This window comes from Spirosoma profusum, assembly GCF_014699005.1.
Taxonomy (GTDB): domain Bacteria; phylum Bacteroidota; class Bacteroidia; order Cytophagales; family Spirosomataceae; genus Spirosoma; species Spirosoma profusum.
Genome location: NZ_JACWZY010000009.1, coordinates 1 through 19,843, shown reverse-complemented (window position 1 = coordinate 19,843; position 19,843 = coordinate 1). Strand labels below are relative to the sequence as shown.

Genomic DNA, 19,843 nt, shown 5'->3' with positions numbered 1-19,843 from the left:
ACTTGCCTGCATGTTACGTAGATGCGACCTCTCTTCTCTTTTACGGCTACCTTTTTTAAGCCTGGCATTCTTTCTTGTTACCTGTATCAGTTCGTTGGCGCAACGTAGCGTCAACGAACTGACGCCTTATGAACGCGATACCAACCAGACAGCAACGTATTACCAGATTATCAGTTGGTACCAGCAGTTAGATCGGCAATACGAGCAAGCCAAACTGGTCGAAATTGGGCAAACCGACATCGGGAAACCGCTGCATTTATTTCTTCTGGCAGCCGATAAACAATTTACGGCCCGTCCGAATCGTGTTACGTTGCTCATCAATAACGGTATACATCCCGGCGAACCCGAAGGTATCGATGCCTGCATGATGCTTGCCCGTGACTTACTGAAAACCAACAAATTACCAAAGAACATATTGCTGGCCATCGTACCGGTATATAACGTGGGCGGCAGTCTGAACCGGGGCGTCTCGAGGGTGAACCAGAACGGACCGGAATCGTATGGTTTTCGCGGAAATGCCCGAAACCTGAACCTCAACCGCGATTTTATAAAAGCCGAATCTGAAAATACGCGGGCATTTCAGGCCACGTTTCAGTCGCTTAAGCCGCAAGTTTTTGTGGATAATCACACCAGCGATGGGGCTGATTATCAACACGTTCTGACGTATTTCGCTACGCAGAAAGATAAATTACAACCGGACGTATCGGTTTATATGACCAAACGATTTCAGCCAGCATTGGATAAAATGCTCACTGCCAGGGGATTCCCACCAGCGCCTTACGTAGACCACGTTGGCGATACACCCGAAAGCGGCCTAGTTGGCTATAATGATACGCCCCGCTATTCGACGGGGTACGCGACGCTGTTCAATTGCTTTGGCTTCACGCTTGAAACACATATGTGGAAACCGTATCCGGCGCGGGTTAAGGCATCTTACGTTTTCGATGAAGCCGTGCTACGTCTGTGCGAACGCGAAGCCAGTACGATTCTGGCGAACCAGAAGTTTGCCAACGAGGCTGTTCGTCGGCAAAAAACGTTTCCGCTCATCTTTTCGCTTGATCGGACTAAAGTTGATTCCGTTACGTTTCTGGGCTACGAAGCGGCTTATAAACCCAGCGAGGTGTCGGGTCTGAAACGGCTTTATTACGACCGAAATAAGCCCTTCACGAAGCGTATTCCTTATTTCAATACGTTCTCGGCCAATGTTCAGGTGGATAAACCGCGGTTCTATCTGATTCAGCAGGGTTGGCGCGACGTGATTAATCAACTCAAACGGAACGGCGTTACGTTACAACCACTGTCGAAAGATACTGTATTGACCGTGTCGGCTTATCACATTGACACGTTCAGGACTGGTCAGCGTCCCTACGAAGGCCATTATATACATTCGAACGTTACGCTACGCACTGAATCACAAAAACTTCAATTTTACAAGGGTGACTTCCTGATTCCAACGGATCAGTCCAGCAACCGATATATCGTTGAAACACTTGAACCACAGGGCGTCGATTCGTTTTTTGCCTGGAATTTCTTCGACAGTATTCTTGATCAGAAAGAGTATTTCTCGAATTACATTTTTGAGGATACAGCCGCCGAACTAGTCCGAAAAGACCCCGCGCTACGTAAACAACTCGAAGAAAAGCGAGCTTCCGACAAAGCCTTTGCTGAAAACGCCAACGCTCAGCTTGATTTTATTTATCGGCAAACGCCCTACTACGAAAAAACGCACAACCGCTACCCCGTTTACCGACTGAATTAAGCTATCATGAAGAGTTTACTACGTATCTGGTTATTGGTTGCGGTACCTTATTTGGTACTGGCGCAAGTTGACGGAAATTCAAAAGTTACAGAATCAGCCGACGTAGCATCAATTCGAGCGTTACGTCTCCAATCGAATCAGGCGATTGAAGGGCGTAATCTTCAAAAGTTCGGCGAAACCATGCTTCCAGATATTCAGGTGACGAGGGGTAGTGGTTCACACGTATCAGGTCGCGATTCGGTGCTGGCGTCGGTAGCTCCGCAATTCAAAGACCCTAATTTTCTGGGCTATGTACGTACTACAGAGCGAATTGACATTAGTACGTCAGCCCCACTAGCTGCCGAACACGGCCATTGGGTCGGCCGTTTCCGAAAACCCGATGGCATTCAAACCATCACCGGAACGTACCTATCCATGTGGCGCAAAACCGATACAGGCTGGAAAATCCGCTCCGAGTTGTTTATTAGTTTAAGCTGTACAGGAAGTGAGGACTGTGGGAAGTAATGAATTTATTTCGATTGAGTCGGTAAGCTTTATAAATCAAGTAGGTCTTGGGGCTGAATTGATGGAAATTTGGGGCGTTGAATAGGCTTATCCGATTTAAGTACTTGTCTTCCATCGCCCAAAGGTGGGTTATTAGGGTTAGCGTAGTAAATGGGTATAGCTCTACGTATTAACTTAAACGCAGAGGCTAACCGTTCCTGAGGTGTTTTAGACCACCAATACTCCTTATCGTAAACGTGAATGTCCTTCGGATTGCTGGATTTCCGAATAATGTCCATGAAGTATAATTTCGACGTAACAACCTCGCTCAAGGCAACATTTTACTAATCAACCATATCAGCTTGGAGATATACTCTCATTAGCTGAGTGGCCGGGACAGTTGGCATGGCATAGAGAACACCATTATTGCTAACAAACTCAAGTAAATATGTACTGTCGGGGCCTATATCCACAACTACGCCAATCTCAACCCGACGCAAATTATATGCTGGTAGTGCTTCGGTCAGCGCTACTAATTCGTGCCGATGAAGCTCGTCCATGTTTCGGCTTTAGTTCGGAATTTACAAATACAGTTCCCTCCCAAAAAGTACATTCTCGACCCCAATAATTTCGTCAATGCCATCCCAAAATACATTATAAGCACTGATGATAAAATTGTTACGTTGGTTTACAGATGCAGCACTTAAAGGTTTTGACCATATTAGTGGAACAGCCACTTTACGGCTATCACTTAACTGAAAAATAATTACGTCTGAATCTATCTGTACATCTACGAAAGTAGGTAGTTCCGATAAATTCAGACGTTTATTCATAATTGACTCTACCTTCTACCCTTTCTTCAACTCCTTCGCCCAGGCGTCTTTCAACGTAACGGTGCGGTTGAAAACGGGTTTATCGGACCTTGAATCGGAATCTAGCACGAAATAGCCTTTCCGCATGAATTGTACGTTGGTCTGTGCGCCCGAACGTACCAGTTCAATTAGGGCCGGCTCTACGAAAGCACGTACCACTTCCAACGAATTGGGGTTCAGCAGTTCGCGGAATTCCCGCTCGTCGGCGGCCGGGTTCTCGACGGAGAAAAGTCGGTCGTAGAGACGCACTTCCGCTTCGACGGCGTGTGGTACGGATACCCAGTGAATCGTACCTTTTACGTTGATACCCGACGTATCAGAACCACTGCGGCTTTCGGGGATATACGAACAACGTAGCTCGATAATTTCGCCCGCGTTGTCTTTTACCACTTCATCGCATTTGATGATATAGGCTCCTTTCAGACGTACCATGCCGCCGGGAAACAGCCGGAAGAATTTCTTCGGCGGGTTTTCCATGAAATCATCCCGTTCGATGTACACCTCGCGGCTAAACGGTACGTTCCGTTCGCCCGCGCCGGGGTCTTCGGGATTGTTTTCAATCGACATGATTTCCTCCCGACCAATCTCGTAATTCGTGATAACCAGCTTCAGCGGTTTTTCATCGACAACCGCCATCACGCGGTGGGTTGTTTTGTTCAGTTCCTCGCGGATGCAGAATTCCAGCAAACCCACGTCAATCATGTTGTCACGTTTGGCGATGCCGATCCGGTCGGCAAATTCGCGGATGCTGGCGGAGGTGTAGCCACGTCGACGAAGACCGGCAATAGTCGGCATACGTGGGTCGTCCCAACCGCTGACGTGCCCTTCTTCTACAAGTTGTTTCAGTTTCCGTTTACTCATGACCGTGTAGGTCAGGTTGAGCCGGGAAAACTCAATTTGTCGCGACGGAAAAATATTTAGTTTATCGATAAACCAGTCATACAGGGGCCGGTGTACTTCAAACTCCAGCGTACAGAGCGAATGGGTAATGTGTTCGATGGAATCCGACTGCCCGTGGGCGAAATCGTACATCGGGTAAATGCACCATGTATCGCCCGTGCGGTGGTGATGCGCGTGCTTGATCCGGTAAATAATCGGGTCGCGCAACTGCATGTTCGGCGATGCCATATCGACCTTGGCACGTAGCACTTTGGCCCCATCGGGAAACTCACCAGCTTTCATCCGACGGAACAAATCCAGGCTTTCGTCCACGCTACGGTCGCGGTATTGGCTCATACGTCCCGGCTCGGTCGGCGTACCTTTCTGGGCGGCAATTTCTTCCGAAGTCGAATCATCTACGTACGCTAACCCTTTCTGAATCAGCGTTTCAGCAAACGTATACAATTGGTCGAAATAATCTGACGCGTAGAATTCATTTTCCCACTCAAAGCCCAGCCAGCGCACGTCGTTTTTAATTGAATCAACGTACTCAGTATCTTCAGTAACGGGGTTGGTATCGTCGAAACGGAGGTTGGTTTGCCCGCCGTATTTATCGGCCAGACCAAAGTTCAGGCAAATCGATTTGGCATGGCCAATGTGGAGATAGCCATTGGGTTCGGGCGGGAAACGCGTGTGTACACGACCTCCGTTTTTGCCCGCAGCTAAGTCCTCTTCAACAATTTGTTCTATAAAATTCAGGGAGTTTCCGGTGTTGCTAACACTGGCATCGCTACGGTCAACTCCTTCGGAATCATTCAATACGTCGGCCATTTTACTTTATCAATTCAGTCGAAGCCCGAAATTACGTCCTTTGGCCGGGTTTGGCAAACAGAACTCTATCGGTTTGCAACAGTAATGCCGGATCTTGCCCCCCAAACCAGCCTACTTAGATTGCAAGTTTGCTAACTCTTTTCCTCGTCATTTTACCCAATTAACGTTCAGAAAAACTACTTAAGTAAACAAAATAGGCAGTTAATTTCTTATTAATCAGCGAACAAAATGAGGTTAGGAACGGGTTGTTGAGATAGTACACGCCATTGACTATCTACTGAAGCGTTCCAGCGTACACCCTGTATGAAAAAAGTATTTATCGGCTTTCTGCTGATACTGGGCTGGTTTTTACCGCCAGCAGTATTGGCACAAAAGACGTCTGATTCATTAGCCAAACAAGCCTTTCTTACCGATTGCATTCAATACGCGCTGGAACACCAACCTATTGTCCGTCAGTCGGTTATCGATCAGGAAATTGCGGAACGTACCATTCAAAGTGCGTTAGCAGCCTGGTATCCGCAAATTGCGGGGAGTTACAACCTGTTGCATTACCTCAAGCTACCCGTTACGCTCATTCCGGATGCCACAACCGGCGAACGACGACCTGTTGCTCTCGGCGCCCAGAATACATCGACGGTATCCTTCTCACTCACGCAAAGTATTTTCAATCGCGATTTGCTGCTGGCCAGCCAGACCGCCGATGCGTACCGCGTGCAAGCCACACAGGTTACCAACCGCAATAAAATCGACGTAGTGGTTAACGTCAGCAAAGCGTTTTACGACCTGATTCTGACGCAGCGGCAAGCTGATATTCTGACCGAGGATATTACTCGGCTACAGCGTAGTTTGCAGGATGCTACCAATCAGTATCAGGGTGGTATTGTCGATAAAACAGACCCGCAGCGGGCACGTATTGCGCTGAATAATTCGCTGGCGCAACGCAAACAATTTCGTGATCAGGTAAGTGGTAAGTATCAGGTTTTGAAGCAATTGATGGGGTATCCTCCAAATGCGCAGCTCAGTGTTGCCTACGATACGTTGCAATTAGCAAATGAAGCCAGCGTCGATACGTTGCAATTGGTGAATCCGCAGAATCGCATCGAATACCAGTTGCTACGAACACAGGGGCAACTGCTGGACGCCAATGTCCGCTACAATCGCTGGTCGTATCTGCCGACCGTAAATGCCAATGCCAACTATAATTTCCTGTACCAGAACAACGCCCTGGGGCAGCTATATGGTCAGTCATTTCCAAATTCGCTTGTTGGTTTGACGGTGGCCCTGCCCATTTTTCAGGGCGGAAGACGTATTCAGCAAACTAAAATCGCCGAATTACAGGTAAAACGATTGCAGTGGGATTTAGCGTCTTTAACCAGTGCTGTCGACGCCGAATACGCGCAGTCTCTGGCAAATTATAAAGGAAATCTGGGAACGTATCTGGCGTTACGTGAAAATCAGCAACTGGCCGAAGAGGTCTATCGGGTTATTAATCTCCAATATCGGTCGGGTATTAAAACGTATCTGGATGTCACCATCGCCGAAGCCGACCTACGTACCGCTCGTCTGAACGTATTCAATGCGTTGTATCAGGTTTTAGTTAGTAAACTCGACGTACAGCGGTCGTTGGGAGCCATTCAATTTTAGGTTTGTCATGCTGACGAAGCCGGGCCGCCGGAGCGGAAGCATCTTAAAGTTTCCAAATAAACTTGTAAGGGAAGGTTAAGGTGCTTCCTTCGTCAGCATGACAAAAAAGATTTTTCCACTATGAAACACTCTATCATTCAATTATTTATAGGTTTAGGCTTAGCCGTCTTTCTTACTTCCTGTGGCGGTAAAAAGGCCGACCAGCAGCAACAGGCTCCTCCCCCACCTACACCCGTTACAGCGGTGAAAGCCGAAAAAGGTAGTGCTACGTATTATGATGAATTTCCGGCTACAGTAACGGCGCTACTTGAAGTAGAAATTCAGCCGCAGGTTGCCGGGAATATTACGGGAATTTTTTTTCAGGATGGCCAGCACGTAAGCAAAGGCCAGAAACTTTATACGATTGATCCGCAACAGTACCGGGCTGGCTACGACCAGGCCGTGGCGAATCTGAACGTACAGAAAGCAAACCTGAACCGGGCGCAGAAAGACGCTGATCGATATAATACGTTAGCCCAACAGGACGCCGTTGCCAAACAATTGGTCGATAATGCCAACGCTACGTTGGAAGCCGCCAAAATGCAGGTAGAAGCCGCTCAAGCCAGCATTCAGCAGGTGGCTACAAACCTGAAATACACGACTATTTATGCTCCGCTCGATGGTACCATCGGTATCTCGCAGGTACGTCTGGGAGCCGCCGTTGGGCCTGGTTCAACCCCACTCAACACCATCTCGTCGGACAGTCCGATTTCGGCAGATTTGCAGGTCGACGATTCGCAGATTACCCGATTTACGGCCTTACAGGGTAAGACGAACGTAACACGCGATTCGACCTTTATTCTGATGCTACCCAGTGGAGAACCGTATCCGTATCCGGGTTCGGTACGTATCATCGACCGGGCCATTGACCCACAGACTGGTACGTTACGTGTCCGTGTCGCTTTCCCGAATCCGAAACGCATATTGAAGCCTGGTTTGAATGGAAACGTTCGTGTGAGAAATAATACGGGTCAGCCGCAATTGCTAATTCCGTATCAGGCAGTTACGGAGCAGATGAGCGAATTTTTCGTATTCGTAGTGGGCGACAGCAGTAAAGTCAGTCAGAAAAAGGTGACCCTTGGCGCACGTATCAACGACAAAGTAATCGTGAAAAACGGCCTGAACGAAGGCGAACTGATCGTTACTGAAGGCACGCAGAAAATCAGAGAAGGAGCGGTGGTAAAAGTTAATGAGCGAAAGAGTGAATGAGCAAAAGAGTAGGGCTTCCAGCTCTCTCTTCACTCTTTCTCTCTTTCGCCCTTTCACTCATTAAATTATGTTCGCAGAAATATTTATCAATCGACCGGTTACGGCTATTGTTGCCTCCATCGTCATTCTGGCGTTGGGTATATTAGCCTTGCTGAGCCTGCCGGTCAGCCAATATCCCGACATTACCCCCCCGGTGGTGCAAGTTACCGGTACGTATACGGGCGCTGATGCTCAGACTGTTGAGCAGACCGTCGCTACGCCCATTGAAACGCAGGTGAACGGTACGCCCGGCATGGACTACGTTCAAACTAACGCCACCAACGACGGCCGGATGACGATGAACGTAACGTTTAAGGTCGGGACCGATGTGAACATTGCCGCACTCGACGTTCAGAACCGCGTCGGTATTGCTCAGCCCCAATTGCCGGAAGAAGTAACTCGCCTGGGCGTTGTGGTACGTAAGCGGAACCCATCGCTGTTCATGCTGGTAGCCATTTACTCGCCAAACAAGACGCACAACGTATCGTTTCTCGATAACTACGCCAACATCTACATCCGCGATGCACTGTTACGTGTACCGGGTGTAGGCGATATTTTCAGTCGCGCCGACGATTTCAGTATGCGTATCTGGCTCAAACCCGACCGATTGGCGCAACTCGGTTTGACGGCCGATGACGTAGTGGCAGCCTTGCAGGAACAGAACCTACAGGTAGCTGGCGGATCGGTGGGGGCTTCGCCACAACCTGCTTCTCAGGCATTTGAATACACCGTATTTACCAACAGCCGACTCAGCAAAGAAGAAGAATTTCGAAAAATCGTGGTACGTAGTGATCCGTCTCGCGGGTCGCTGGTTTATCTGAACGACGTAGCACGGGTTCAGTTGGGCAAGTTTTCATATGCAAGTAATTCGTTTGTCGATGGTAACCGGGCGGCTTATCTGCTTGTGTATCAGTTGCCGGGCAGTAATGCGCTCGAAACAGCCAAAGGCGTGTACTCGGCCATGGACAATCTGAAAAAAACCTTCCCTAAAGATATCAACTACGTAGTGCCCTTTGAATCGGTATCCGTTATTCAGGTATCTATTTCTGAGGTAGTTAAAACACTACTCGAAGCGCTGGTGCTGGTAGTATTGGTCGTCTTTCTGTTCTTACAAAGCTGGCGGGCCACACTCATTACGTTGCTGGCAATTCCCGTATCGATTATTGGTACGTTTGCCTTGTTCGTTCCGCTTGGATTTACCATTAATACACTGACACTCTTTGCGTTTGTGTTGGCTATCGGAATTGTGGTCGATGACGCCATTGTGGTGGTGGAAGCCGTTCAGGTGAATATTGACAAAGGGATGTCGCCCAGAGAGGCTACCCGAGAAGCCATGCGCGAAATCTCGGGGCCGGTTATTGCCATCGCCCTGATTCTGGCGGCTGTGTTCGTGCCGGTTGGTTTTATTCCGGGGATTGTCGGGCGGCTGTATCAGCAGTTTGCCATTACTATCGCAGTATCCGTACTGATTTCGGCTTTTGTTGCTCTATCACTTACGCCTGCACTTTGTACGCTGATGCTACGTCCAATGCACATCGACGAAAAAGCGACTGGCTTGAATAAGCTTTTTTATAAGTTCAATCAATGGTTCGAGCGCGTAACGAACTCGTATACGAATAGCGTGAAGCGGTTAATAAAATCGACTCCGCTCGTTCTGGTTGGGTTAGTTGTTATTTATATCGGAACGGGTCTGCTGTTTAAAGCAAAACCCACTGGTTTCATTCCGACCGAAGACGAAGGCCGTCTGATAGTGACCTATGAGATTCCCGAAGCAGCCTCTACCTCACGGAGCCTGGTCGTGCTCAACAGAATTATGAACATTCTGAAGGAGCAGCCTTACGTAGCACACTTTTCGGCGCTGGGCGGATTGAACGCCGTTACGTTTGCGTCTAAATCAAATAGTGGTACGGTTTTTATCCAGTTAAAACCGTGGGAGGAACGTAAAGAACCGGGTATGCAGGCCGATTCACTGGTAGTTAAACTGCAACGTGCGTTATCGGTGCTGAACGATGCCCGACCACAGGTTATTCAACCGCCAGCTATTCCGGGACTTGGCCAATCATCAGGTTTTACGTTCGAGATTCAGCAGCGCGAAACCAACGACGACGTTCGGGCTTTCGACAACGTAGTACAGAACTTCCTGGCCGAAGCCAACAAACGTCCCGAAATCGGCCGTGCGTTTTCGTACTTCACGGCCAAAACCCCGGCGTATCGCGTTGATGTAGACCGTGATAAGTGTAAAAAACTGGGTATTTCGGTCAGTAACGTTTATCGGACAATGCAAACGTTTCTGGGTAGTCAGTACGTTAACGATTTCATTGTTTACGGTCGTAAATTCCGGGTCGTTGCGCAGGCCGACACCATGTATCGGAGCGATATAAACCGGTTGGGGCAATACTACGTTCGGAATCAGGGCGGGCAGATGGTGCCCATCAGTGCCGTTATCAAGACAAGTATCATCGAAAACGCGCCACTGATTTCGCACTTCAACCTGTTTCGATCGGTGGAATTGAACGGCGGTGCCAAGCCGGGTTACAGTAGTAGTCAGGCAATTGACGCGCTACGTGACGTAGCAGCCAAAGTGCTTCCGGCTGGCTATGCGTTCGATTTCGGTGGATTAAGTCGCGAGGAAATTAACGCGGGCAACAGTTCCATTTACATTTTCGCGCTGTCGATCGGCTTCGTTTTCCTGTTTCTGGCAGCCCTTTACGAAAGCTGGTCGGTGCCATTTTCGGTGCTTTTGTCGGTACCGATCGGTGCGTTGGGTGCTATCGTAGCCCTGATTTTGTTCCCTTATCTGAGCAATAACGTTTATGCGCAGATTGGTTTGATTACGCTGATTGGGCTGGCGGCTAAAAACGCCATTCTGATTGTGGAATTTGCCAAAGAGCGCGTGGATAAAGGCGAGGATTTGCTGGAATCGACACTCGAAGCGGTACGGTTGCGCCTACGCCCGATTCTGATGACATCGCTGGCGTTTATTCTGGGTGTGTTTCCGTTGGCACTTGCCACCGGGGCTGGAGGTGTTGCCCGCGCGACTATCGGACGTACCGTGCTGGGCGGTATGCTGGCCGCTACGTCGATTGCCATTTTTGTGGTGCCTGTGCTCTACGTGGGCATTACCCGATTGGCTTACGGGAAGAAAGGCCTGGAAGCCTTGCGGGAGAATGCGAAAAAGGGCGAGAATGGGAAAGCGGGTAAAACGGAAGTAGTTAAGGCGCAACCTGTTTCAACTAATGGGAATGGCAATCATGGCGTATAATCTGATATGCGTCAAATTCAACACAGGTAGTTCTGAAGAGTAAATCCGCTTCAGAAATACCTGTGTTCGACATTCCTTACTTCTCACAAAAAGGAGCGATTTCGTGAGAATCTAAAGATCAGGGGTTACTGGTCGGAGACTATCATTCCAAGTCTAATTCTTTGTCCTACTATATACGGCGGCTTATGTTGGGACAAGATGAGAAACCGAATGCTACGAATGAATGCATAAAGTGGCTAGCTTTACGTTTATCAGATAATAATTTTTCTGCAAATTAAGACCCTGATTATAAGACGTTTAATTGCATAAATTAGGATTTCCTACTAGTTAACCGTTAACTAAAAAAGTATAGGTGGCGGGTATTCCGTTTGGTAGCTTACGTACTACGATTTATATAAACCCAATAAGCATGAAACTATATTCAGCCATCCGAGGAGCCTTGGTTTTTATGTTGATCCTTCATTCATCCCGCCTTCTTGCCCAAAATGCGAAAGACTCGGTGGCCATTCAAACCATCATCCAACTGGAAGATCAGGCTTGGAATAAGGGGGATGCCCAGACATACTCCCAGTCATTTTCCTCCGATGGCACCTTTACTAATATTGGGGGCATGTTCTTCTAAGGGCATAAAGCGTTTTTGGATCAGCACGATGTTATTTTCAAAAGCTTTTTTAAGAATACGGTTTTAAAACAAAAAATTGTATCTATAAAATTTGTCCGCTCCGATGTCGCCCTTTTAGAGACCTTATGCCAAGTATCCGGCTTTGCGAAAGAAGGGATTCCGGCTCGACTTCAGCTTGACGCCAAGGGGCAACTCCATACCCGTTTATTACAAGTATTGAGCAAAGATGCGGGCGTTTGGAAAATTGTCTCTTATCACAATGTAGATATAAAACCGGGAATCCCTATTTCCGAATAAACGGTATAACCTGATACGGCAAACTCATTCTGCAACATGAGTACTTCACAAGCTGTTTCATCAGAAACAACTACTCCCGTCAGTCTAACGTCCCGTCCAATTTCTCAGGTTGAACGAATCAAGACCATCGGCATCGTGCGGGGAGTAGCCCTACTGGGGATTCTACTGACGAATATTCCCATTTTTGGCCGTGCCTTTGCCCTCGAAAATGAGCCTTTATTGCGCCCCGGCAGCACCGATTATAATGTCTATGGGGTGATGACCATCTTCTTTGAGGGCAAAATGCGGGCCTTGTTTTCGATGCTGTTCGGGGCGGGTATCCTGATTTTCACTACTCGCAAAGAAGAAGCCAATCCGGGAAGTGCTGCCGATTTCCTTTATCGTCGACTGTTGTGGATGGTGCTGTTTGGCGTCATTCACGAATATGTACTAATGTGGGTAGGTGATATCCTATTCGATTACGCCATCTGTGCCTTGTTCCTGTTTCCCTTCCGCAACTTAAAGCCCCGCCAGTTACTGATTTGTTCGCTAATATGCCTATCGATCAATGCCCTAAAGAGAGAACGGCAACAACTTGAGTTTCGGAGCCAATATGAACAGTATCAACAGGCCGTTGCGGTAGAAAAAGCGCACCAAAAGCTGACCGCTGAGCAGAAGAAAGACAAGGAAGCCTGGGAGAAGGTTATCAAGGAATCGAAGCCAGACATGAATGCCGTGGTTTAGCACAATCGAAAGATGCGTGCCGGTTACGGCACGGTGTATAAAACGTTGGAGCCTGCAAACATTCAAGTACATTCCATGATTTTGTACCTCTCCCTGTGGGATAATCTATGTATGATGTTTCTGGGGATGGCCTTGTTCAAATGGGGATTCTTTTCGGCCAAACTTTCTACCCGAAGCTACTGGCTTAGCCTGCTGGGCAGTTACAGTATCGGCTTACCTCTGAGCGCAGTGGGTATGTTTTTGATGCAGCAGCGGCTGCTTGATCCAGCTCAATATGCTCAACAATGGATTATCCCAGCGCTGGGGTATGATGTACAACGGGCACTAGCTGGGATTGGTCACGCCAGTCTGGTGATTCTACTGTACCGCTCAGGTGTGGTGCCGTGGCTACTGAAAGCGCTGGCCAACGTTGGCCAGATGGCGTTCAGTAATTACATTCTGCAAACGCTTTGCTGCACGTTGTTTTTCAATGGATACGGACTGGGTTATTACGGTAAGTTAGCCTATCATCAACTGTATTACGTAGTGGCTGTAGTGTGGATTATTAACCTGACCTTCAGTGCCATTTGGCTACAATTTTACCAGTTTGGTCCGCTGGAATGGGCTTGAAGGAGTCTGACCTACTGGCAACGCCAGCCCATACGCCGAACCACAGCGACGGCATAATCCAGGCGTGCGATTCAGCGGTTTTCAAAAGTCAAGACTCAAAAATCATGGCTTTTTAAACCTGCGCACATCGCCTTCCGTCTAAAGAAACGCCCTAATATTGAAACAGACACATGAACGCTCGTTCGTCTCACGTTGGAGCGTTTGGCGAGATGGATTGTATACTGATGTACCCGTAATCTTTCCTGTATTCAACACGCCTAAGCACATTGAGTGAACCATATACAGGCTGCCGGTGCACAACTCTGCTTGCGGTATAATCCTTCTGAATACGATAAGTTTTTATATCTTCAACTAGGCAAGCTTGAAAACACGACAAAATACACAGTTCGCATTGGAAAAGGAGAGTGCCTAAATCAGCGAGTTGCAGGTCGTGCTGACAGTTGCTTATCATGACTGATACGCATACGAGGATATCTCTTTATGATTGATAAACAATTATTCTTCGTGCCTCATCCGGCAATTAGCCATGTCGTCAATAATATCATGATTGGTCAGGCAGTGACCGATGATGGCAAAACTAGTTTATCCTTTCCTTTTCCACCCTTACCTGAACATTCTATCTTATTTTATCCCTTTGACAGGCCAAGAGTAGAAGACATCCTGACAAAACAAGTTCGATCACTTTATGCCTGCACCATCAGTGGACCGCAAACCGAACGGCATATTCTCTCCATTGGGCCGAATCACCTCATGATAAAGATCGGGCTTCAACCCGGAACGCTCTATCGCTTATTGCGACAATCGATGCAGGAAATGATCCACATAGACTATGATGGTGAAGCCGTGTTTGGAAGCGCCGTTACCGCTATTTTGGACGCCTTAAGGAATACCACTGACTTCATGGAGATGAAAAAGTTGGCTGATGAATTTATGTTCACGCTACTCTCTAAAATTAGACAGCCTATTTCTATCGATTATGTTATCCCTGAACTAATCAAGTACGGGGGCACCCTCAAGATTGATGACCTGGTCAAAAAAGCCTGCATGAGCAACCGCCAGTTTGAACGAGCGTTTAAAGACAGAATGGGGGTTTCGCCAAAATTCTATAGTCGGTTGGTTCGATTTGGGAAGGCGTGGTTGCTCAAGGAAACGAATCCCCACATTACCTGGACACAGGTAGCCTACGAATGCCATTATTTCGACCAGATGCACTTGATCCGAGATTTTAAGGTATTTGCTAATGCAAATCCTAAACAAATCTCCGATGCGTTTGAAAAGCAGTCTTTCCTGGCCGTGAAAGGCATATTTCACTAATGTGAAAATGTCGTATTTGTACTAGTCAGCGAGCAGCCTACCGAGCTAGTTTTGTCCTAAAAACAACTCGTATGAAACAGACCATCTTCGCTTGTGTATTCGCTTTTGTGACAACGGCGGTGTTCGCCCAAAGCCATGAAAAAGATGAAATGGCCATTAGGCGTATTATTCAACAACAACAGACTGCCTGGAATAAGCATGATTGGGAAGCCTTGAGCAGTTATTTTACGGACGATGGAACCTTGATCAATTTTGTCGGTGAAATTTGGAAAAGTAAACCTGAAATTCTTTCCCATTTCAAGCTGCTGGGTCCATGCTGCTTAGAGCCAACCTCCTTGCGATTTGACGTTAAACAAGTGCGGTTTCTAACCCCTACACTAGTTATGGTCTACACGGAAGAAACCCTTTTCGCTGACAAAGACTATACTGTACCCTTTCGCCAATACAAAAAAGGCGATACTGATTATAAATGGAGAGTTGATGTTTTTGAAAAGAAAAACGATGAATGGAAGATCGTCTCGATGCAGATGACCCTAATCAATCAACTAATTTCACCGCATAAATCATCTGATAAATAATGCTATAAACAAACACAGGCAGCGTTGCGCAATAGTCACTCTCCTTTCACGAAACCCCTGGAATGTATGTTGTAATTAGGTGCCCTTCTGGGCATTTATTTTACCCATCTTGTTCTACTATGTACGTTCGTTTGTGTTGTGGCGAATAGAGACGTATTCTCATTATATGCTGGTTTTAATATTTGTCTAACTCAATGCGTAGCTTACGGTATCAGCCACAGTAGCCAACTAGACAAAAACTCCGTTGTACCTTACGCCCCCCAGGCTACGTATTTTTGCCAGTTGTGTTGTTCCCTAAAGCCCAGCACTTCCCGGATTTTGCGATTGGAAAACAACGCTTCATACACCTCCAATGCCCGACTGATGGGCACCCCCGGGAAGAACCGGTCTGCCAGCTCTTGGCTGGGAAGAATGGCTCCGTTGTGATCGTTGCCCGCATTGAACACCTGATAGCCCAGTCCATCCTTTTGCAAACCCAAATCCACAATCTGACCCAGATCCCGCGCATCGATGTAATTGAAGGCATTCCGGCGTCGCACCTCAGGATGGCTAAAATAAGCAGGAAACAACTCCGCGTATTCGTGGGGTTCAACCACATTGCCGATCCGTAAGGCATAGATATCCGCCCCCGAACGTCGCTGAAAGCTGCGGGCCGTTTGTTCATTGACCACCTTGGATAATCCATAGCTGTCCATGGGATCGACGTCATAGTCCTCCTCCAGCGGCAAGACATGCGGGTTGGTTTGGCCATCGGAAAAACAAATGCCATAGGTCGTCTCGGAGGAGGCAATAATAATTTTTCGAATACCCAGTTTGACGGCCGCTTCAAGTACGTTATAGGTTCCCATCGTGTTGATGCGGAACGTTTCATTATCGGGTTTGAGTAAGATCCTGGGCACGGCGGCAAAATGGACGACTGCATCAAAGCTGGGTACGCCCCAGCCAGGTTCCAGTTCTGCTAAGCTGGCGTAGGAACGCAAGGCATTAAACATCTGGCCAGAATCGGTAATATCAGCGACCAGGTTATTGACACCCGGGTAATCCAGGGGCATCAGATCGACATTCAACACGGTGTGGCCCTGGTCGAGCAGATAGGCAATGACGTGCTTACCGGCTTTGCCCGATCCGCCCGTAAAAAATACTCGCTTTTTAGTCATGGTTTTGGTTGATTAGGCGATAATTTTCCGGTGGCTAACCGATTTTGCTGGCGCATTTTATTTTAGCCCGATTTGATCATGATTCGTTTAAATAGTGACTGTAGGGCTCGTAACAAGATCATTACCACTCAGTAGGCTACGTCGTTATGGAGTGATCTGTTTACACCTACCTTTGAGCTGCTTAAAAAATAAACCAGGCTTGCGGATATACCCTGATATCGTTACGGAATTAACCTCTCCTGCCGAAGCCTGACAAACAAATCAACGAACGAATCCCGCGTGTCCTGGTAAACGGTAAAACCCAGCTTGCGGCTCTTGGACATATCCGTCATTACCTCCAGGGGACGGCCCAAGTCCAAATCCGTGTGCCAGGCCGAGGCCAGACGTTCCAGCGTAGGTTCTTTCAACTTGTGGCTGACCGCTATAGCTCGCCACAGCGTCGCATCAGATCCGATGGCAGCTTGCAGGGGGTGTATCATCCCATCGAAGCCTCTGGCTTCCAGGCCAAACCAGTCGGCAAGCTGCTGCCATAACCAGTTCCAGCGGAACACATCGCCGTTGGCCACATTGAAGGCCTGATTACGGGTAGCCTCAGTGGTCGCAGCCCAGATCATATGCTGGGCCAGAACCCGGGCATCCGTTACGTCCGATAGCCCATTCCACTGGGCGTCGGAACCTGGAAACTGAAAGGGTCGGCCGGTTTCTTTGCAGATGGACGCATAGACGGCCAGCGTGGTGCCCATGTTCATCATGTTGCCCACGGCTTTGCCAATCACCGTATGGGGCCGGTGAACACTCCAGCTAAAGCCATCCCGTTCAGCCGCGGCATACACTTCATCTTCCTGAGCGTAATAGAAATTCTCGATGGCCAGTCTGGGATGTTCTTCCCGTACCGGCGTTATGGGTAATGTGCCGGCTTTGGCATACGCCTCAAAGGGACCCAGGTAATGCTTCAGGCCCGTGACTAGGGCTACATGCTGCACGGTTCTGGTTGACCTGACCGCGTTCAGCAGGTTGCGCACCATTAGGCTGTTTATCCGGATGTTTTCAGCTTCGGTTTCGTTGCGCATCCAACTGGTAATAAACACGTGAGTGGGACTAACGTCAGACAAGGCCGCCTTCAGACTATCCATTCGCAACAGGTCCGCTGCGATGGGGATCGATCCTGTTAGTTCTGTGGCGGGATTACGGGCCAGCCCATACACGGTCCACTCCTGGTCGAGCAGCCGTTGGGCCAGATTACTGCCGGTAATACCACTGACACCGACTACTAATGCTTTATTCTGCATAACAAGTGTTGACTAGCTGGGTACAGAAGATATACCGAATGATGACCCATCAGGAGAGTAAGCGGCAAACCCCGCTGTCTGTTTAGAATTAGGCCTAATGCCGCTGCCTTGTGAGGCTCTAGCACCGGGTGAGTTTCTAATCAGTTTGTGAAAGAGGTAATGGCCAGTCTACTTGATCGGGCATTCGTTTGTGGACGATAGCGTATAGGCCTGATTGAGTTGGACAGATAGTTGAAAGTTAGTGTCTCTCAAAACCCTCCAAAGTGAGACAAAAGCGTATTCATGTGTCTGCTCCAAAAATGGGGCGGTTTTTGGGTCAAATTACGTCTTCTAATTAGACCTACTTTCAGAATATACGTATTGAAGCATTGACTTTAAATACTAGAACGCTCATGGGCTGGCATACCCATTTATAGAAAGAAGCAATATACGCACACTACATAAAAACTTCTGTAACCTTTTCATGGATAGACGGTTTCCACGGCGACTTTCTCACAATCCATCTGAAAAGCCATGAAAATAAAACTAGCTTCTTTAGTTCTACTAACCCTGTGCCTAATAAACCCCTGCCAAGGGCTTGCTTGTACGATTGTTAGTGCAATGGACCGGAAGGGCCATGTGTGGTTTGGCAATAATGAAGATGCCAGTTTCAGTTTTTACAACTACATCAACGTATTTCCCAAAAAGAAGGGCGTCAAATTCGGCTATTACACCTTGTCAAAAGACAAACCTGAAAATGGAGAAAACACGCAAATTGCGGGCGGGATGAATGAAGCGGGCTTAGCCTTTGATTTTAATGCGACAGACTTGTATCCAGTCAAGGGCATGTATTTGAAAAAAGAATTTCCCCAAGGCGACAAGGCTATGCTAAGCTATATTTTAGCCAATTTCAAAACAGTAGAGCAAGTCGTTTCTTTCTTCCAAACCTACTGGTTTCAGTTTGGATTCCGAAGTGTCCAGATGCACTTGGCCGACCGGCACGGTCATTTTGCGCTGATTAGCCCAACTGGCAGCCGAATTCTGAAAAATTCCCCCTTCCAGGTCTCCACCAATTTTGACATCTATGGGAAAGCGGATAGCACGTCTTGCTGGCGGTATCCGATTGCTCAAACTATCTTAAAAAACCAGTCGCCAAGCCTGGAGGTAGTTACCGACATCTGTAAAAAGACTGCTCAAGGCCGACACACGATCTATTCCAGTATCAACAATCTTACGACGGGAGCCATCTGCTTTTATTTCTCTGGCGACTATGTAAATTCCTACCAAACCACCCTCCATTCCCTATTGAAAAATGGCCGTAAATCCTATGCCCTTTATGAACTCATTCCTCAAAATCCAATTTGTCAGGTGTATAAAACCTATCAATCGAAAGGAGTAGAAGCGGCTTATGAACAATACAAGCACCTGCCTTTAGCAACGGAACATAAACGGATTGTACTGGAAAACCTACTGGAATTCTTCACCATGGAGAAAAACGAGTATACGATCTAGCCGTTTGTAGCCGAGTTGACAGACAGCGGAAACGCTGATCTGGACTATTGGTTAATCAAATCGGCCATCGAAGTACAACAAGGAAATGTAGGTCAGGCAAAATCTACGATTGAAGCCACCCATAAAAAGTTTCCAGATCGGCACGAGTTGATCCATAGCTTTTTTAATCGAATCAATGGCCAGTTTGAGGAAAAGGCCAATGCTACCTTTAGGCTAGAAGGGCATCCCAATGCTCGGTTTGTGATCATTAAAAGTGTACCGGCCAGCAGCAATTTTTACCCCTTGAATAATTTAACGTTTATGCATAAAGAAGACGGCCAGTGGGTCAGTAAATTCAAGCTTGCCGATGGGATTTATAATTAACGTGAATTATGGATAAAGGCGTTTATGGACAGGCACGACAATGGAAGGCTTATCATCGTAAAAACAATAGGCGATCAAACCGCCTAACACGTTGAGCTGGCCATTAATCGCACTGCGATGCCGGGTATGCTCTGCATCAAAGACCGAAGTTAGCAGGTCATTGACCGACTCGATCAGCCCCCGTTTGCGCAGATTCAATTTGTTACCTAAGGGCATCAATGTATTTTTCATCCGGCCTCGAAGTTTAGTGACCAACTGCAAACCCCGAGCGTAGAAGTCAGCAAACAGGCTGGTCAGGTAGCCACAATCGCCAAAACAATGTCCTTGTAAATCGGCTAGGAGTTCTGGTAAGAGATTTTTGTTGTTGTCGGCCACATTACCCG

The 19,843-nt window shown here is 47.7% G+C and carries 19 protein-coding genes; 13 read left to right on the top strand and 6 right to left on the bottom strand.

What is annotated here, in order from left to right:
- Positions 1-10 precede the first annotated feature (10 nt).
- Positions 11-1,759 carry a M14 family metallopeptidase gene (locus IC229_RS12715; protein WP_190887362.1) on the top strand — a complete coding sequence of 583 codons (1,749 nt, stop codon included), beginning with the start codon at positions 11-13 and terminating at the stop codon, positions 1,757-1,759.
- Positions 1,760-1,765: 6 nt separating this feature from the next.
- Positions 1,766-2,263, top strand: coding sequence for a YybH family protein (locus IC229_RS12710; protein ID WP_190887361.1), 498 nt, complete (start codon positions 1,766-1,768; stop codon positions 2,261-2,263).
- 323 nt (positions 2,264-2,586) lie between these two features.
- Here IC229_RS12710 and IC229_RS12705 read toward each other — a convergent pair whose 3' ends face one another.
- Genes IC229_RS12705 through IC229_RS12695 form a run of 3 tightly spaced genes read right to left on the bottom strand, consistent with a single transcriptional unit; the run spans position 2,587 to position 4,824 of the window.
- Complete coding sequence (locus IC229_RS12705; protein WP_190887360.1) at positions 2,587-2,802, bottom strand: DUF4926 domain-containing protein; 216 nt, start codon at positions 2,800-2,802, stop codon at positions 2,587-2,589.
- Between the two features lie 21 nt (positions 2,803-2,823).
- Positions 2,824-3,075: a DUF2442 domain-containing protein gene (locus IC229_RS12700; RefSeq protein WP_190887359.1), complete on the bottom strand. Its 252-nt coding sequence runs from the start codon at positions 3,073-3,075 to the stop codon at positions 2,824-2,826.
- Between the two features lie 15 nt (positions 3,076-3,090).
- Positions 3,091-4,824 carry a glutamine--tRNA ligase/YqeY domain fusion protein gene (locus IC229_RS12695; RefSeq protein ID WP_223833974.1) on the bottom strand — a complete coding sequence of 578 codons (1,734 nt, stop codon included), beginning with the start codon at positions 4,822-4,824 and terminating at the stop codon, positions 3,091-3,093.
- 303 nt (positions 4,825-5,127) lie between these two features.
- Between IC229_RS12695 and IC229_RS12690 the strand changes: the two genes are divergently transcribed.
- The 9 genes from IC229_RS12690 (at position 5,128) to IC229_RS12650 (ending at position 15,160) form a co-directional block, all read left to right on the top strand.
- A complete protein-coding gene (locus IC229_RS12690; RefSeq protein ID WP_190887358.1) occupies positions 5,128-6,468 on the top strand; it encodes a TolC family protein in 1,341 nt (446 codons plus the stop codon).
- A 120-nt stretch (positions 6,469-6,588) separates the two neighbouring features.
- Positions 6,589-7,716, top strand: coding sequence for an efflux RND transporter periplasmic adaptor subunit (locus IC229_RS12685; RefSeq protein ID WP_190887357.1), 1,128 nt, complete (start codon positions 6,589-6,591; stop codon positions 7,714-7,716).
- A 67-nt stretch (positions 7,717-7,783) separates the two neighbouring features.
- Positions 7,784-11,017: an efflux RND transporter permease subunit gene (locus IC229_RS12680; protein WP_190887356.1), complete on the top strand. Its 3,234-nt coding sequence runs from the start codon at positions 7,784-7,786 to the stop codon at positions 11,015-11,017.
- A 409-nt stretch (positions 11,018-11,426) separates the two neighbouring features.
- The gene (locus tag IC229_RS12675; RefSeq protein WP_190887355.1) at positions 11,427-11,639 is read left to right on the top strand and encodes a nuclear transport factor 2 family protein; all 213 of its coding nucleotides are present in this window, start codon (positions 11,427-11,429) and stop codon (positions 11,637-11,639) included.
- Positions 11,640-11,654: 15 nt separating this feature from the next.
- Entirely contained in the window at positions 11,655-11,936 is a 282-nt protein-coding gene (locus IC229_RS12670; protein ID WP_190887354.1) for a hypothetical protein, read from the top strand.
- A gap of 36 nt (positions 11,937-11,972) precedes the next feature.
- Positions 11,973-12,659 carry a DUF418 domain-containing protein gene (locus IC229_RS12665; RefSeq protein ID WP_190887353.1) on the top strand — a complete coding sequence of 229 codons (687 nt, stop codon included), beginning with the start codon at positions 11,973-11,975 and terminating at the stop codon, positions 12,657-12,659.
- Positions 12,660-12,734: 75 nt separating this feature from the next.
- The gene (locus IC229_RS12660) at positions 12,735-13,268 is read left to right on the top strand and encodes a DUF418 domain-containing protein (protein ID WP_190887352.1); all 534 of its coding nucleotides are present in this window, start codon (positions 12,735-12,737) and stop codon (positions 13,266-13,268) included.
- A gap of 480 nt (positions 13,269-13,748) precedes the next feature.
- Complete coding sequence (locus IC229_RS12655; protein WP_190887351.1) at positions 13,749-14,582, top strand: helix-turn-helix domain-containing protein; 834 nt, start codon at positions 13,749-13,751, stop codon at positions 14,580-14,582.
- A gap of 71 nt (positions 14,583-14,653) precedes the next feature.
- On the top strand, positions 14,654-15,160 hold the full coding sequence (locus IC229_RS12650) for an SgcJ/EcaC family oxidoreductase (protein WP_190887350.1): 507 nt from the start codon (positions 14,654-14,656) through the stop codon (positions 15,158-15,160).
- A 251-nt stretch (positions 15,161-15,411) separates the two neighbouring features.
- Here IC229_RS12650 and IC229_RS12645 read toward each other — a convergent pair whose 3' ends face one another.
- Positions 15,412-16,317 (bottom strand): NAD-dependent epimerase/dehydratase family protein, encoded by a 906-nt coding sequence (locus IC229_RS12645; RefSeq protein WP_190887349.1) that lies wholly within the window; start codon positions 16,315-16,317, stop codon positions 15,412-15,414.
- Between the two features lie 221 nt (positions 16,318-16,538).
- The gene (locus tag IC229_RS12640; RefSeq protein ID WP_190887348.1) at positions 16,539-17,606 is read right to left on the bottom strand and encodes an SDR family oxidoreductase; all 1,068 of its coding nucleotides are present in this window, start codon (positions 17,604-17,606) and stop codon (positions 16,539-16,541) included.
- A gap of 600 nt (positions 17,607-18,206) precedes the next feature.
- Between IC229_RS12640 and IC229_RS12635 the strand changes: the two genes are divergently transcribed.
- Together IC229_RS12635 and IC229_RS12630 are read left to right on the top strand one after the other, a co-directional pair.
- Entirely contained in the window at positions 18,207-19,097 is an 891-nt protein-coding gene (locus IC229_RS12635; protein ID WP_190887347.1) for a carcinine hydrolase/isopenicillin-N N-acyltransferase family protein, read from the top strand.
- Positions 19,098-19,112: 15 nt separating this feature from the next.
- A complete protein-coding gene (locus IC229_RS12630; protein WP_190887346.1) occupies positions 19,113-19,460 on the top strand; it encodes a hypothetical protein in 348 nt (115 codons plus the stop codon).
- A gap of 6 nt (positions 19,461-19,466) precedes the next feature.
- Here the strand turns inward: IC229_RS12630 and IC229_RS12625 are convergent.
- Positions 19,467-19,843 (bottom strand): transposase (locus tag IC229_RS12625; protein ID WP_223833973.1); only part of this gene is annotated, 377 nt, incomplete at its 5' end.

Coding starts and splice junctions, on each gene's coding strand:
- IC229_RS12715 (WP_190887362.1), top strand. CDS start 11: ATGTTACGTAGATGCGACCTCTCTTCTCTTTTACGGCTACCTTTTTTA.
- IC229_RS12710 (WP_190887361.1), top strand. CDS start 1,766: ATGAAGAGTTTACTACGTATCTGGTTATTGGTTGCGGTACCTTATTTG.
- IC229_RS12705 (WP_190887360.1), bottom strand. CDS start 2,802: ATGGACGAGCTTCATCGGCACGAATTAGTAGCGCTGACCGAAGCACTA.
- IC229_RS12700 (WP_190887359.1), bottom strand. CDS start 3,075: ATGAATAAACGTCTGAATTTATCGGAACTACCTACTTTCGTAGATGTA.
- IC229_RS12695 (WP_223833974.1), bottom strand. CDS start 4,824: ATGGCCGACGTATTGAATGATTCCGAAGGAGTTGACCGTAGCGATGCC.
- IC229_RS12690 (WP_190887358.1), top strand. CDS start 5,128: ATGAAAAAAGTATTTATCGGCTTTCTGCTGATACTGGGCTGGTTTTTA.
- IC229_RS12685 (WP_190887357.1), top strand. CDS start 6,589: ATGAAACACTCTATCATTCAATTATTTATAGGTTTAGGCTTAGCCGTC.
- IC229_RS12680 (WP_190887356.1), top strand. CDS start 7,784: ATGTTCGCAGAAATATTTATCAATCGACCGGTTACGGCTATTGTTGCC.
- IC229_RS12675 (WP_190887355.1), top strand. CDS start 11,427: ATGAAACTATATTCAGCCATCCGAGGAGCCTTGGTTTTTATGTTGATC.
- IC229_RS12665 (WP_190887353.1), top strand. CDS start 11,973: ATGAGTACTTCACAAGCTGTTTCATCAGAAACAACTACTCCCGTCAGT.
- IC229_RS12660 (WP_190887352.1), top strand. CDS start 12,735: ATGATTTTGTACCTCTCCCTGTGGGATAATCTATGTATGATGTTTCTG.
- IC229_RS12655 (WP_190887351.1), top strand. CDS start 13,749: ATGATTGATAAACAATTATTCTTCGTGCCTCATCCGGCAATTAGCCAT.
- IC229_RS12650 (WP_190887350.1), top strand. CDS start 14,654: ATGAAACAGACCATCTTCGCTTGTGTATTCGCTTTTGTGACAACGGCG.
- IC229_RS12645 (WP_190887349.1), bottom strand. CDS start 16,317: ATGACTAAAAAGCGAGTATTTTTTACGGGCGGATCGGGCAAAGCCGGT.
- IC229_RS12640 (WP_190887348.1), bottom strand. CDS start 17,606: ATGCAGAATAAAGCATTAGTAGTCGGTGTCAGTGGTATTACCGGCAGT.
- IC229_RS12635 (WP_190887347.1), top strand. CDS start 18,207: ATGGACCGGAAGGGCCATGTGTGGTTTGGCAATAATGAAGATGCCAGT.